Origin of the sequence: Niveispirillum sp. BGYR6 (assembly GCF_027568365.1) — a bacterium.
Taxonomy (GTDB): domain Bacteria; phylum Pseudomonadota; class Alphaproteobacteria; order Azospirillales; family Azospirillaceae; genus Niveispirillum.
On the sequence record NZ_JANLNL010000001.1, the window covers coordinates 766234 to 781629 of the forward strand.

10 protein-coding genes are annotated in these 15396 nt (G+C 62.4%); 2 read left to right on the top strand and 8 right to left on the bottom strand.

Annotated elements, in window-relative coordinates:
- Positions 1 to 40 precede the first annotated feature (40 nt).
- Genes PCJ49_RS03255 through PCJ49_RS03280 form a run of 6 tightly spaced genes read right to left on the bottom strand, consistent with a single transcriptional unit; the run spans position 41 to position 7277 of the window.
- On the bottom strand, positions 41 to 2215 hold the full coding sequence (locus tag PCJ49_RS03255) for a TonB-dependent siderophore receptor (RefSeq protein WP_269909691.1): 2175 nt from the start codon (positions 2213 to 2215) through the stop codon (positions 41 to 43).
- 54 nt (positions 2216 to 2269) lie between these two features.
- On the bottom strand, positions 2270 to 3382 hold the full coding sequence (locus PCJ49_RS03260; RefSeq protein ID WP_269909692.1) for a methanobactin export MATE transporter MbnM: 1113 nt from the start codon (positions 3380 to 3382) through the stop codon (positions 2270 to 2272).
- Entirely contained in the window at positions 3379 to 4266 is an 888-nt protein-coding gene (locus tag PCJ49_RS03265; protein WP_269909693.1) for an MbnP family copper-binding protein, read from the bottom strand. Before PCJ49_RS03265 ends, PCJ49_RS03260 begins: the two co-directional genes overlap by 4 nt.
- 14 nt (positions 4267 to 4280) lie before the next feature.
- The gene (locus PCJ49_RS03270) at positions 4281 to 6290 is read right to left on the bottom strand and encodes a TonB-dependent hemoglobin/transferrin/lactoferrin family receptor (protein WP_269909694.1); all 2010 of its coding nucleotides are present in this window, start codon (positions 6288 to 6290) and stop codon (positions 4281 to 4283) included.
- 16 nt (positions 6291 to 6306) lie between these two features.
- On the bottom strand, positions 6307 to 6843 hold the full coding sequence (locus PCJ49_RS03275; protein WP_269909695.1) for a DUF2244 domain-containing protein: 537 nt from the start codon (positions 6841 to 6843) through the stop codon (positions 6307 to 6309).
- Between the two features lie 56 nt (positions 6844 to 6899).
- On the bottom strand, positions 6900 to 7277 hold the full coding sequence (locus tag PCJ49_RS03280) for a DUF2946 family protein (protein WP_269909696.1): 378 nt from the start codon (positions 7275 to 7277) through the stop codon (positions 6900 to 6902).
- 335 nt (positions 7278 to 7612) lie between these two features.
- On the opposite strand from PCJ49_RS03280, the gene PCJ49_RS03285 reads away from it, so the two are divergent.
- Positions 7613 to 8395, top strand: a complete 783-nt coding sequence (locus tag PCJ49_RS03285) for a FadR/GntR family transcriptional regulator (protein WP_269909697.1) — start codon at positions 7613 to 7615, stop codon at positions 8393 to 8395.
- A 222-nt stretch (positions 8396 to 8617) separates the two neighbouring features.
- On the opposite strand, the gene PCJ49_RS03290 is transcribed toward PCJ49_RS03285, so the two are convergent.
- Together PCJ49_RS03290 and PCJ49_RS03295 are read right to left on the bottom strand one after the other, a co-directional pair.
- Positions 8618 to 11302, bottom strand: coding sequence for a glycoside hydrolase family 2 TIM barrel-domain containing protein (locus tag PCJ49_RS03290; protein WP_269909698.1), 2685 nt, complete (start codon positions 11300 to 11302; stop codon positions 8618 to 8620).
- Positions 11303 to 11347: 45 nt separating this feature from the next.
- Entirely contained in the window at positions 11348 to 13630 is a 2283-nt protein-coding gene (locus PCJ49_RS03295; protein WP_269909699.1) for a TonB-dependent receptor, read from the bottom strand.
- Positions 13631 to 14180: 550 nt separating this feature from the next.
- Here PCJ49_RS03295 and uxuA point away from each other — a divergent pair.
- Positions 14181 to 15359 carry a mannonate dehydratase gene (gene uxuA, locus PCJ49_RS03300; protein WP_347710415.1) on the top strand — a complete coding sequence of 393 codons (1179 nt, stop codon included), beginning with the start codon at positions 14181 to 14183 and terminating at the stop codon, positions 15357 to 15359.
- Positions 15360 to 15396: the final 37 nt, after the last annotated feature.

Genomic DNA, 15396 nt, shown 5'->3' on the forward strand with positions numbered 1-15396 from the left:
CCGTCCCGATACCAGCTATCCGGACGGGGGCCTGCTCCCCTTACAGCTTGGCGGTCAGGGTGGCGGTGAACTCCCGCGGCGTGCCATAGCTGTTATAAGTGTTGGTGGAACGCCCCAGGGCAGCGAAGTATTTCTTGTCAAAGATGTTACTGGCGATCAGGGAAACCGACAGCGTCTCATTGATCCGATAACCTGCCTGGGCGTTGAACAGGGCAAAGCCGTTCTGCGCCAGCTTCGCATTGCTGCCATTGCCGCTGTAATCGGTAACCCAGGTGACACCGCCACCAAGGCTGAACCCGGTCAGCGCGCCATCCTCAATATGGTAAAGACCCAGCAGCTTAAGGCTATGTTTGGGATACCAATTGCTGAAATTCAGGCCCTGACTGGTCCGGTCCTTGATATATTCTGTGTAGAGATAGCTGTACCCTGCCGTCAGGTCGAAACCCGGCAGCGGCTGGCCCGTCACCTCTGCATCCACCCCCTGCGACCGCACCTTGCCGATCTGCAGGTAGAAATTGGGATGATCTGGATCGGCATAGGCGCGGTTGGTATCTTCGATCTGGAACAGGGCCAGGCTGGCATTCAGCTTTTCATCCAGAAAGGTGCCCTTGGCCCCGACCTCATATTGTGTGCCCTTGCGCGGGTCCAGGGTGCGGCCGGTATAGTCGGTCACCGTCTGCGGAATGAAGGTCTGGGCACCGCTGGCATAGAGTGTCACCTGTGGCGTCACATCATAGATGGCCCCCAGATAGGGCACGAACTCCCCATCCGCCTTGGCCCCCTGCCGCCAGTCGGTGGGCACCGACGGCGCCATAGTGCGTGAGCGGGTGGTGAACCAGGAGAAACGGCCACCCGCCACCAGGGTCAGCGGGTCCAGCAGCTTGATCCGCGCCTGACCATAGGCCCCCTCCTGGAACGTATAGCTTTTCCCACCCGACGTGGCGGGAATATCGGGCCTGATCCAGGCGCCCGATCCTTCCAGGTTGAACAGCGGGACATTGTTCAGGACCGGAGCAGAACCGCCCCGGTTATTGGACTGGTAGCGTTCGCGGTTATAGCCAACCACCAGATTGTGGGTACGGCCAAACAGTTCCAGCGGACCGGCGGCGTAAAGGTCGATATTCTGACGGAAATACTCCCAGCTGTTATCGCGTCGGGCATAAGAGATTGTATTGTTAGCCGGATTGACGGCGCTGGCCGCGTAACTGTCATTGAAGCGATAATCCCGCTGCCACCAGCGTGCTTGCCCCTTCAGCACCCAGCCACTGTCCAGCCGGTGCTCCACGGCCAGCGTCTGTTCATAGGTGTCGGTATCGTTCCGCGCCCAGGGTGCAGTCGGGCTGAAGGAACGCGGCAATTTGGGGATGGTCAGGTTGCTGTAAACAGGAATCCCGTAAAACGGGGTGGCACGGTCGCGCTGTACCACGCCGGTGGCCGCCACGGTGGTGGCCGCACCAATATCATATTCCGCCGTCAGATATCCCACCTGCTTATTGCTGTCGGCATGGTCATAGAAATAATCCCGCCATTGGCCCGACGCCACGGCCCGCACGCGCAGCGACCTGTCCGTATTGACAGCACCGGTGACATCGGCCATGGCGCGAAGATTGTTCCAGGAACCATAGGAAAGTGTGCCTGTCGCGGCAAAGTCCGCCCGGGCACGTTTGGTCACCATATTGACGGTACCGCCGGGGTTGGGGTCAGTGCCCATCAGCATACCGGCCGTGCCGCGCAGCACCTCCACCCGGTCATAGATCGCCAGGTCGAACTGCTGGTTCCCGCTCAGGGCATTATAGGATGGAATGCCATTATACATGGCGTTCATGCCATAGCCGCGGGAATTATACTGGGCCTGGGTGCCATCATTGGGAATGGTGGTGACGCCTGTCGCCTGTGACAGCGCATCTTGAAGTGTCACCATGTTCCAATCATCCATCACCTGGCGGGTGATGACAGAAACAGAACTGGGAGTTTCCTTTATGGAGACAGCTTCCTTGCCCATCAGGGTAACAGCAGAACTGGTGTAGGAGCCGGTGCCGACCGTTTCCGCCGCCGTGGGTGCCGCCCCGTCGCGCAGGCTATCGGTGACGGAAATGCGTGGCAAGGCTACGGTTTCATCCTTGATCTTGTTCTGGGCAACGGCCGGAACTGTCATCAGAGCAGGCAGGGAAAGACCGGCCAGAATGGCGCGGCGGAAGAATGAATGGGTTTTCATGATGCTCTCAAAAGAAGAAACGTCGATTGATCCGGTGGCCATCCAATATTGCCGCTAACGCCGAAACGGGTCGGCAAAGCGGGGATTGGTCAGCAACTCCCGGTCAGTCAGGGTTTTCAGGAAGGCGATGATGTCGGCTCGTTCGGCCGGCGACAGGTCGATGGCGGCGATCAGGTCGCTTTTATGGGGGTTCAGCCGTCCATCGCCGGCCTCCGGGCCGCTTGGCGTTACCCGCCCGCCGGCGGCATAATTGTCCAGCACCTGTTCAAGGCTGGGCACGCCGCCATCGTGCATGTAGGGGCCGGTCACCTCGACATTGCGCAGGCTGGGGGCGCGGAAGGCACCGCGGTCGGTCGGCTTGCCCGTATGTTCAAACAGCCCTTCATTGCCCAGGGGATAGGCCCCTTTGCCATCGATGTTGAATTGTCCGGTATTGTGGAAGGGCAGATCGACGGTGCGGCTGTTCACATGCCGCACCTGATCATTGAAATTAAAACTGCCATGGCAGTGGAAACATTCCGCCTTTTCACCAAAGAACAGGATGCGCCCCCGCTCCTCCGCCGCATTCAGGGCCAATTCCCCCCGCAGATATTGGTCATAGCGCGAATTGAAGGAGGTGATGCCGCGCTGAAAGCTGGCAATGGCCTTGATGATGGTGGTGAAGCTGACCGGCTCCCCCGGATAGGCCTGGGCAAACCCCGCCTGATAGGCGGGGTCGGCCGTGATCCGGGCCAGAATGGCCGGACGGTTGGCATCATTGACGCCCATTTCCACCGGATGTTCACCGAACAGCGGCACTTCCATCTGCCGTTCCAGCGTGACCAGGGCCGGGTTAGCCCAGGTCAGGGTCGGCATCCAGGCGACATTGGCCAGCCCCTGCGGGTTGCGCGCCGTCTTCTCTCCGCTGGTACCCAGGCCCAGAACGCGGCCATCGGTAAAGGCCTTGTCCTGCTGGTGACAGCTGGCACAGGCCAGATTGCCACCACCCGACAGGCGCATGTCATAGAACAGGCGACGGCCCAGCTGAAACCGCGTCTCGCTCATCGCATTATCCGATGGCACCAAAGGTGGGGGCACATCGGCCGGCAGGTTCCAGACCCAGGCCGGCTCTGCTGCCGACGCCGGGATGGCGGCCCACAGCAGCAAACATAAGATCAGCCGCTTCATGGCCGTACCACCGTAAGAAAGCGCTGCCCCTGTGGCAATGGCTGGCCCGCATCGGCCACCCCCGTCGCGGATGGCAGCAGGCGCAGCCCCATCGCCTTGAAGATGGCCGGACAATCCGGATCGGCGGGACCGCTCATGCAGCCCACGGCCCCACCACCGTCGCGCGTCAGATCGGTGCCGGAAAACAACGCCTTCAGATCAATATGGATGCGGTCGCGCGCCGGGTTGAACCGGTCCAGCCGCACCGGAATGCGGTTGGCGGCCGCGCAGGTCACCGCCTCCCCCTTCACCGGATCGCCGGCGCAGCCGCTGGACCCCAGATGCAGGTTCCAGGCGCTGGTCGGCGTGCCGTTCGGCCGCTGCACCCCGCCCTGCGGCAACAGTTCAATCTTGATGAATTTGCGTCCCGCCTGCCAGCTCCAGCCCATGGCCGCCAGGTCCAGCGGGGCGGGTGCCTTTTCATAAGGGCCGTGGTTAAGGGCGGACGGCACCCCGATGGTGAAACGCACGCCCCGGTAATCACCCGCCACGGCATGGCCGGTGATCTGGTCATTGCGTTCCGGCGTGCCGGTGCACCCACCCGTCGCATCCTCAAAATCCAGCAGGGCTGTGCCTTGATACTGCCAGAGATTCTGATCCAGGGTGACCGGCACCAGCTGCCCTGCCCTGTCGATCAACGCCACCTCCGACACGAACAGCCGCGCATCGCGCAGCCGCACGGGCACAGGCGCCAGACCTGTAATATCCTGACCACAGGCGGCATCCAGGCTGAACCGCAGGCTGACCGGCCGCACGCCCTGGGGCGGCGGGGCGGCGCAACCGGCCAGGGTCAGGGCCAGCAACAGGGGGGCGGCCAGCCGCCGCCCCTTCTTCATCATTGCCATGATCCCGCCCCCCGTCAGAAGCGCAGGGTCGCGCTGGCATTGATGCTGCGGCCCTCCTCATAGGTGAATGTGTCGGTCTGCGCCTGCTGATAGGTGACGTAGGCTTTATCCAGCAGGTTGCTGACGCCCAGATCCAGGCGCAGCCAGCCATGGTCCCAGCTGATCCCCAGATCCTGCACGACATAGCCGTCACGCCGCCGCAAGGCGGTGGCGTCGCGCTGCTGCTTGTCAACAAACTGGGTGGCGCTGAAGGCCCGCCAGCCCCGGCCCAGATCATAGGCCAGCGTCAATACCGCCTTGTCCGGCGGGGCGAACAGGCCGGCACCGGTGGCCTTGTCCTTGGCGCGCAGGCGGGACAGGGCCAGCCCCAGATCAACGGGGCCGACGCCATAGGCGATCTCCACCTCCGCCCCTTCCCGTTCGGCCCGCGATACATTCTGGCTCTGGAAGATCAGCCCGGTGCCGGCGAAGGGGGCTTGCCGGATATAGGTGCCCACCGTGCGCCGGTCGATCAGGTCTTTCACATCCTCGGTAAACCAGCTGGCCTTGACACGCAGCACATCGCCGGCAAGGGCCAGATCAGTCAGGTTCAGGCTGCCGCCCAGCTCGTAATCCTGGCTGGATTCCGGGCGCAGACCGGGGTTGGGGCGGAAATTGAACAGGGCCTGCCGGGTGGACAGGTTGCTGAACGCCTCCCCAAAACCCGGCAGGCGATAGCCCTCACCATAGGCGGCATAAAGGCTGACGGCCGGGTTGATCCGCCATTGCAGGCTGACCTTTGGGGTCAGCCGGTTCTTGTCCGTCTCCGCCTGGCCTTTGGGGGATAGGGTGTAGCGGTCATATCGCAGCGCGCCCGTCAGGGTCCATTGCTCGGCAATGCGCAGCTCATCCTGGACAAAGGCGGCGATGGTGCCCGCCTTGCCATCGGGATTGACGGCATTGGGCTGGCCGCCGGTACGGTCCTGATACCGGTCCTGATAACCATCCAGACCATAGGTCAGGCGGTGGGACAGCCATGAACCGGTATCGAAACGATGGCTGTTCTGCAGGCTGCCGCCGACGGTTTCCACCCGGATGGCGGTGGGGGAGACCGGCGTGGCGGCCCGGCTTTCCGTATCAATATGCAGATCGTTATAATAGGCGGTGGCACTGGCATCCAGCCAGTCACCCTGGCGCACGACAAGGCTGGCCACCACCTCCTCCTGATCGCGCTTCAGCCGTTGACGCAGCTGGAAGGCGTTGTTTCCAGAGGGATTGTTGGGCCCCAGCAGGCTGTCATCCTGGCGCTTGTAGGACAGCTCGACCCGGCTGTCCTGACCGAAATCATAGGTGCCCTTCAACAAGCCAGCATAGAGGCGGCCATCATTCAGCAGGCTGCCGCCGTCACCCGTTTCGATATCGTTATAATGGCGGTAAGTGCCGCTGGCGAGGATACCGACCCCATCCGCCTTGGCACCGGCCGTCAGGTTGCCCGACGCGCTGTCATTGCCATCGCGGTAGCCCAGTTTGATCCGCCCGCCGGTGCTGGCACCATCCTTCAGCACATCTTCCGGGTCCAGGGTCTTGAAGGCCAGCACGCCGCCCATGCCACCGCTGCCATAGGCGGCCGAGGCAGCACCGCGCACCAGTTCCACCCGCTGGATCATATCGGGGTCCAGGGCCAGCGGGCTGTAAACGCCCCCGGCATAATTGCGCCGCGCCCCATCCACCGACAAGATGATGCGGGCACCGCTCTGGCCCCGGATGGCAGGGATTTGCCCGGCCGGGCGCGGGCCACCGCCGAAATTCAAACCCGGCACCCGGCGCAGCAGGGTGGCCAGGTCATTGGCCTGCGCATCCTGGAACTGTGCGGCCGTGACGACGCTGGCGGATGCCGGTACATCCAGAAGGGGCACAGGCGTGCGGGTGGCGGTGACAATAATTTCATCCAGCATATCCTGGGCCTGGGCCTGGGCGGGAAGACTCAGCCCCACAAGGGACAGGGTGGCCAGCAACAGGGTGCGGCCGGAATTACGCCTGAACATGATTGATCTTTCTTGCTTAATAGGCGTGGACGGGCATGGCGATGGCATAGCCGGCGCGATGCAGGGCGCGCGCCAGGGCCTCGGCAAAGGCTTCCCGTTCGTCTGGTGTAAGATCGGCGGCAAAGCACAGCCGCTGTGACCGGTTATGCAGTTCCAGGCGGCGGCAATGGCCGGTGCCATCACGCACCCGCACCAGCCGCAGCCCGAACAAGGGCAGCGTATCGCTGCAGCCGGGCTTGCCTTTCCAATGGCGCTCCAGGCGCAATTGCCCGTCTTCCACGACGACCCGTTCCGACCGCTCCCGCGCCCGGCGAACCGCCATGAAGGCAGCCAGCAGAAACACCAGATTACCGGTGAGGAACAAGGTCGCCCACCAAAGGCCGATGGAAACAAGACCCAGATTGATCAGGCAAACCGCTGCCAATGTGACAACCAGAAAGGTCGCAAAACCCCGGTCACCCATGGAAACCGGCGGCGTGATCAGGGCGTCGAACAGGGGCTGTGCCTCGCCCGCTTCTTCAGCGGCAAGCGACAGCGACATCACAGGCTTCATGATGCATCCCATGATTGGGGAGGGCGTGGTCCACCACCCCATCCCCCATCATGGGATCAGGCGGCGGAACCCGGACAGGTCGATGGGATCATCGCCATGGGGGGGGCGCGGGCCTGAGCCGGATGGGTCTTGCGCGACGCCATGCGGACGGGGGGCGGTGGTTGTGGCAGGAACGGCAGCCATTGCACCAGCCGCGATAAAACCGGCCCCGTCACCGCCCCCAGATTGGTGAAGCCGGCTGCCGCAAACAGGCAGGGGGCTTCGGCGGAATGCGGGAGCTGCCCATCCTGCGCACCATCAACGGCGATGGTGCGTTCACCCATGGAAGTACAGATGGTGATCAGGGGGCCACCGGGACCGGCGGCAAAGGCCGGCATCATGCCCGGTGCCAGCAAACCGCGCAGGGCAAGCGCCAGCAGAAGCAGCCAGGCCATGGCTGCCCCTGTCATCCCGCTTCGCTGCTGTCGTACCCGGCCGATCATAGCTCCTTCATAAGGCGGCCATGGCCACGCCGCCTTGTGCCATATCAAAAATCACGTTGTTTATGCATGGTCTCGCCGCGTTTGGCAGCGCCGACAGACAGGACATAGCGGCTCGATAAGCGACACTGTCAAGAAATTCGCGTTCCCTCCGTTGCCGCCGATTGGCCAATGTTGGCGCGACAGGGCCGTTCTAGGCAGATGGGAAACGCCATGATAGAAAGATGCCAGACCAATTCCAAATGATCTGGTATCTTAAACGATTGGGTAAGGCCAGGTTGGAGAGCCTTATGAGTGATGCTGTGGCGGATCGCCCTTCGCGCCCCGACATGCCGTCGGGTGACCGGCTTTATCAGGATCTGGCACGCCGCCTGATCACGGAACTTGCCTCTGGTCGATATGCTGTTGGCAGCCGGCTGCCGGCGGAACGCGAACTGTCCTTGCAGTACAATGTCTCCCGCCCCACGGTGCGTGAAGCGATGATCGCCCTGGAAGTGCAGGGCTTTGTGGAGGTGCGTGTCGGCTCCGGCGCCTATGTCAAACGTCTGCCCGGCAAAAACGATATGACCGGCTTCAACATCAGCGCCTTCGAATTGTCGGAGGCGCGGCTGCTGTTCGAAGGGGAGGCCGCGGCCCTTGCCGCCACGCAGATCCGTGATGATGAACTGGCCGACCTCGCCCGTCTGATCGGGGAAATTCAGCGGGAAAACAACAATCCCTCCGGCACGGAAAAGGCGGATCGCGCCTTTCATGTCGCCATCGCGCGGGCGACACGGAATTCCGCAATCCTGGAGACGGTGGAACGGCTGTGGGAATTACGCTCCCTGTCACCGGAAAGCGCCCTGCTGCACCAAAAGGCGCGCAGCGCCAATATCAAGCCTGTCGTTGATGAACACGCCGCCATCTATGACGCGCTTTGCGCGCACGACCCGGCGGCGGCGCGCACCGCCATGCGCGCGCATCTGACGGCCGTGCTGGACAGCCTGCTGTTCGCCACGGAGGAAAAGGCCATTGAGGAAGCGCGCAATGCCGCGCGCAAAAAGCGTGAACGCTATACCAAGGTGGCCGGGTAAAGGGCTCCTGTCTGCCCAGGGCCCCACAGCCGTCAATGCAAAAGGCGGCCTGACCAATTTATACCAAGAGCCATGGATCATGACTCTTTGTATTCATATGCTCCCTCAGGCGCCGGGCGCTGCCATCCGGCAGCTTGGCTTACGCGCCCATGAGGGTGTTAAGCTGGCCGTCGCCGGCCTTCAAGGGGCATGTCCCATGCCCCTTGAAGGCCGCCTTTGCCTTTATTTACGCACCACCTCCACCGCCGAGACGATGGCCTGCCCCTTGATCGGGGCGAAATGCAGCGAAAGGCTGCCGCCCTTGACCTTGACGGTGAAGTCCCGCTTCAGCAGGGTCATCGGGGCGCCGGCGCTGGCGGCAACATCCAGGGCGCGGAGTTTCTTGTCGCCATTGGCGATGACATCGAACTGCCGTTCCCCCGCTGCGGCGGCGGGTTCAATGAAGGACAAGGTCACCTGATAGGTGCCATCCTGCACCGGCAGGCGATAGGTGAAATCCCCTTCCCGATAGCTGGAGATCAGCGCCGTATCGCTGGTGCCGTTCACCGGTTTGCGGGGCGGCGGCGGGCCGTAACCGCTGGGGGGCTGCACATTGCCGGCCGTCCCGCCGGTGAAGAAAGTATCGGAGCCAAAGCGGCCGGTGCTGGCCTCTGCGGCAACCAGGGCACCGCTATCGATACGGAAGCTGCCGGCAGAACCGCTCGCCAGGGTCCAGCGGACGCTGTCCGTGACCGCCCCTTCCGTGAACAGCCCGGTGGCGGTCACCTCATTATTCCCTTCATCCAGGGGCACATTTTCCCAGATGCAAATCTTCTGGGGGCAATCCTTGCGCGTCCCCAGGCTTCGCCCGTTCAACAGCAGATCGGTCGCGGGGGCGTTGCTATAGACCCTGATATGGGTGACCGGATAGGCCCGGTCGACATAGCGGCGGCCGGTGATATGGACGGTGGGGGCCAGGTTCCAGTTGGCCTTGTAGAAGAAATAGGCGTCCTTCTTGATCTTGCGGTCATAGGTGACCAGACCCTTGGTATTGACATCCTCCGCATCGCCTTCCCGGCGCACCAGCGTGGCGAAGTCAAAGGCGTTCCATATCCAGCTTGCCCACAGATCCTCACGCGGCCCCAGCACAGACCAGGCCTGTTCGTGGATATAGCTCATATATTCTTCGGGCTGGTCACGACCGCGCGCATCCACCGGCCCGCCCAGCGGGTCATCCGTGTGGATCGTCACCGCACCGCCGGCACCATATTCGCTGAGGGAAAGCGGCTGGTTGGGCCGCGCCGCGCGCAGCGCATCCAGGTTGGGGCCGAGATCGGCAGGCTTGCCATAGTACCAGCCGAAATAGCGGTTGGCGCCGGCCAGCTCCACCTCCTCCGACACCAGCGGAATATAGGCGTCACCGAACATGCCGCCCTCGCAGCAGGTCGCCAGCACCGTGGGGCGGCTGGGGTCGGTGGCAGTGCTCAAGGCCCGCAATTCCCGCAGCAGCGGGGCCGGATCGGAGCCGGGCGTGATCCCGATGAAGGGCGCTACCGGGGTGGTGCCGAAATCCACCTCGTTGGCGATGCCCCAGGTGACGACGGCGGCATGGTTCTGGTTCTGCCGGATCAGTTCCTGCAATTGCTGGCGCACATTGGCCAGCAACCCATCCGTCGCCACCTTGCCACCGGGCGGTGCCCAGGCCGATACCAGCGGGATTTCATCCCACAGGATCAGCCCGTAACGGTCAGCCAGTTCATGGATGGTGGGCCCGTGCTGGTAATGGGTCAGCCGGATGGTGTTGGCCCCCATCTCGCGGATGATGGCGATATCAGCGGCGATGTCCTGCTCATCCATCGCCCAGCCCTTGCCCTCCAGATCCTGGTGCAGGCCGACGCCCTGCAGGCGCACCGGTTTGCCATTCAGGATCAGGCCCTTATTAGCGTCGAACCGCACCTCACGGATACCGAATTTCTGGGTCACCCGGTCCAGCACCTGGCCGCGTGCATCCTGGAATTCGACCACCAGATCATAGAGATAGGGATCGGCGGTGCCTTGCCACAGCCGGGCATTCGTCACGGATAGCGGCTGGTCCAGCCTGGCCGTGCTGCCGGGGGCCAGACTGGCCGTCTGCGTCCCCTCCGCCGCGACGCGGCCCTCCGCATCCACCAGCTTGGTGACGATCGTGACCTTGGCGTTGCGGGCGCCGCTGTTGCGCGCCTGGATGGCGACCTGCACCTGGGCGCTGGTCCCGTCCAGCGCCTTGGTCGTGGCATAGATGCCAGGGCCGCCATGATCAAGCATGTCGGCATGGATATCGCTGGTCGCCACCAGGGCGACATTGCGATAGATGCCGCCATGCACGAAGAAATCACCGGCCAGCGGGAAAATATCCGCCGTTGCCGCCCCTGGCACCGGCTTGCTGTTATCCGCCTTCACGACCAGCAGGTTCGGCTGGCCCGGCTTCAGCGCCGCCGTGGCATCCAGGCGGAAACGGGAGAAACCGCCATCATGCTTTCCCAGATACTGGCCATTCAGCCAGATATCGGCCCGGCGGCTGACAGCATCGAACTGCAGCCAGGCGCGCTTGCCCTTGAAGTCCGCTGACGGGGTGAAGGACAGGCGATACCAGCCGGTACCCTGGGTCTTGTCCAGATTATCCGGCTTGTTGATCCGGTCCGGCGAGGGTGTCTTGTAATAGCCGACCCGGTTCCAGGTATGCGGAACGGCAACGGTGGGCCAGCCCCCATCGGGGAAATCCACCTTTTCCGCGCCGGTCGCATCCCCCAGGCGGAACCGCCAGCCCTCCTTCAGCGCCATGGTGATCCGTGGGTCGGCCTTGCCGGCCGTTTCTGCCCAGGCCGCACCGGGGAAAGTCCCCAGTGCGACGATGGCGGCGAAGGTTGTGGCGAGCAGTGTGTGCTTCATCGGGAGCCTTCGAGCTGATTGTGACTGCTGGTACCGCGTTTCAGATCAATATTTGATCGAGAAACGCGCCCCGAGATAGCGGCTGGCATCGCGTGCCCGGCGTCCGCGCAGATCGATCGCCGGGGACGGGTTGGGATAGGGATTGGCGATCAGGCCGTTGGTCAGATCATTGACGCTGGAGAAGTAATGCTTGTCGAACAGGTTGCGGGCAAACAGCGTCAACCGGTAGCGACCTTCGGCTCTATCCTCAAAGGCGATGCTGAGATTGGTGATCCCGTAGGAATCCTGCACCGTATTGGGGTTGCCCCGCAGATCGAAATTCACCTCGCTCTGCCAAGCGTAATTGACATTAACCGTGCTGGTAAAGGGCAGTTCCCCCAGCGGCAGTTCCCAATCCGCCCCGACATTGAACTTCCATTTCGGGGAATTGGCCAGGGTATGGCCGGCCAGATCCTGGGCGCGGCCACCGGTTGACCGCAGGGTGCAGCCCTGCGCCGCCGTCTGCCCGAAATAGCATTCCGCCGTGGGGAAGGAACGGATCACCGCATCGACATAGGCAACACTGCCATTCAGGGTCAGGCTGTCCGTGGCCAGCCATGATCCCTCGGCCTCCACGCCCTTGGTGCGCAGCTTGCCGACATTGGCCAGGAACAGGCTGCCCCCGAACTCCGCCACCTGGGATTGGGCCTGGAAGTTATTATAATCAGTCAGGAAGCCGGTCAGGTTCAACCGGGCGCGACGGTTAAGGAAACTCCCCTTCACCCCCAGCTCATAGCTGTTGGCGGTTTCCGGCTGTACCGGGTTGCGCGCCGGGTTGTCCGGCCGGGTGAAGGAAGTGGTCAGGTCGAAAGCCTGCCCCTTATAGCCACGGGAATAGGTGGCGAACCCCATCACATCGTCGGCAAATTCCTGCTGAATGCCGGCCTTGCCGGTCACAACGCTGTCATCGGAGGAACCGCTGGTCTTGAAGGGCGGGTTGCCGCCGGCATTAAGGTAGCGGTCATAGGTGAAGCTGATATCTTCCCGGCTCCAGCGCAGGCCAGCAATCAGCTTGGTGCCCTGGGCAATGGCATAATCGGCCTGACCAAAAATCGCATAGGTCTTGGACCCGGTCTCCCCGCGCCAATCGCCCGGCTGGGCCGGGCCGGTGCGGGTGAAACGGCGGGTGAAGCTGTTATCGGCATAGTAAAGGCCGGCAACATATTGCAGATCACTCTGGCTGGTGGTGGCCAGGCGCAATTCATTGCTGAACGTGTCACCCCGGAAGAAGCCGAACTGGGTCAGACCGTTGGGCAAGCCGAACAGGGGACCGCTAGCACCGTCAAAATCCGCCAGATCATTGGCGGAATAATGGCTGCGGGCGGTAATATTGGTCAGCACATGCTCATCCAGATACAGGTTGAGCTTGAGATTGCCGCCATAATCCTTCGCGTCTGAAACCGGGTCCGGATCGACGCGGGCATCGAAATTATTGGGGCCGGGCGTGATCCCCACCAATTGAGAATTGGTGGTGACACCAAACAGATTGCGGATGCCGGGCGTCTTGCGGATCGAAACAAACTCGCAGCAATCCGCCTCGGTCTTAGAATAATAAGCGGACAGGGCAGCATCGAACTTGTCCGACGGCTGCCAGAGCAGCTTGCCCCGGTAATTCTCCGTGTCGCGGCCATTGATCATCCGACCGGTGGTCACATTCTTGATATTGCCATCATAGCGGCCGATGGCAGCGCTGAGCCGAAAACTCAATTCATCGCTGATCGGGCCGGACAGGCCGGCGGCATAGCGCTGCTCATCATCATCGGTCACCGTCACTTCGGCAGAGCCGCTGAACGTGTCGGTCGGCGCCTTGGTGGTGATGTTGATGACGCCGGCCGAGGCGGACTTGCCGAACAGCGTGCTCTGCGGGCCGCGCAGCACCTCAATCCGTTCAATATCCTGCAGGTCGTTGAAGCCCTGGCCGGACAGGCCCACGGCCACATCATCAATCACCACCAGCACGGCGGCTTCCACACCGACAGAGAAGGCCGACGTACCGACGCCACGCAGAACGACGGAGTTATTGTTCTGGTCGCCCCCTTGCGTAACGGTCAGGCTGGGGGACAGCTGGGTCAAATCCTGCAATCGGCTGCCGCCGACATTGGCCAGGGCATCGCCGCCGATGACGCTCATGGCCACAGGCACGTCCTGCGCGCTCTGCTGCCGCTTCTGCGCGGTAACGACAATCTCTTCCAGCGCATAGTCAGCATTGTCGGCTGTGCCTTGGGCGATGGCCGGTGCTGCCAGACACATCAAGGTCACGGCAGAGCACATCATGGAACGCGTCATCATTCACTCCCTGAAAGTTTATTTTTGATCTGGAACGGACAGATACAGGCCGCCTTGGGTGAAATACGATCCCGTCGACGCAGGCCCCACCCCGCCACTGGATTTACCGGATGGACAAACTGGCATTACCAATAATGCTCAATCTTGCTGGCCGTCAAGCACAGGTATATCGGCCGGACCGGCCATGCCAGTGGCAAGCTCCGCCGGGGCAAACCCCACCGGCTTCTTTCAAAACAATTCATTAACCCCAGATTTCTGGCTGATCCCGACAGGCGGAGAGGGGCTCTATCGGTTTGGCCGATACAAGGTATCGCTAAATAAGTTCGGCCACCTGCGGGGCAGGCGCAGCATAACCCAGGGGAGTCAGCCGTCGGCTTACGCAGGAACAATGGCTTCAGAGAAACTATTTTGGCCTTACCAATTTTCTTGATTTTTGGTGTTCGAACGGTCATCAATCCAGCGTGACCATCCGGGTGAATGGCAAAGGCACTTTGAGAGAGGCGGCCCCGGCACGCGAGCCAGTTCGGCGGGGCCTGTGCAGAGGATTTCCAGAATGTTCATGAAGCAGACGATGCGTTGGTTCGGCCCCCAGGATCCGGTCCGTCTGGCCGATATCCGTCAATCCGGGGCCACCGGCATTGTGACCGCCCTGCATGAGGTGCCCAATGGCGCGGTCTGGACGCTGGAGGATATCCAGGCCCGCAAAAGCATGATCGAAGCCACCGGCCTGTCATGGGATGTGGTGGAAAGCGTGCCGGTGCATGAGGGGATCAAGACCCGGTCCGCGAATTGGGCAGAATTGATCGATGCCTATTGCCAGACTTTGCGGAACCTCGGCGCCAGCGGCATTCGGGTTGTCACCTATAATTTCATGCCGCTGCTGGATTGGACGCGGACAGACCTTTCCTATGCCATGCCGGATGGTGCCCGTGCCCTGCGGTTCGATTGGGACGCCGTGGCCGCCTATGACCAGTTCATCCTGAAGCGGCCGGGGGCAGAAGCGGATTATGCCGCAGAGGTCAGCCAGCGCGCCGCAACCTTGTTTGCCGCCATGAGCGGGGAAGAACGTCTGGCGCTGGAGCGCAATATCATTGCCGGCCTGCCGGGCAGCGAGGAGAGCTTCAGCTCCCCCCAGTTCCTGGCCGCCATCCAGACCTATGCCGATATTGATGCCGAACAGTTGCGCCAGAACCATCTGCTGTTCCTGGCCGCCGTGTGCCCGGCGGCGGAACAAAGCGGCGTGCAGCTTGTCGTTCACCCGGACGACCCGCCCTTCCCCATTTTCGGCCTTCCGCGCGTGGTCAGCACCGAAGCCGATGTGACCAACCTGTTCCAACAGGTGCCCAGTGTCGCCAACGGTCTCTGCTTTTGCGCCGGTTCCTTCGGCGTCCGGGCCGATAATGACCTGCCGGGCATGATCCGGCGGCTGGGCGACCGGATCGGCTTTGTGCATCTGCGGTCGGTCCAGCGCGAAGGGGATGGCAAATCCTTCCATGAAGCGGCCCATCTGGAAGGTGATGCCGGCATGGCGGACATTGTTGCCGCCATCTGCGATATTTCCGACGCGCAGGGACGGCGCATTCCCATGCGGCCCGACCATGGTCACCAGATGCTGGATGATCTGAACCGCGTCACCAACCCCGGCTATTCACTGCTGGGCCGGATGCGCGGTCTGGCGGAACTGCGCGGGCTGGAACGCGGCATCCGCTCCCAACTTGGCCTTTCCCGCTGATGCAGCCGCCCCGTGATCGAAAGCGATCACGGGGCGT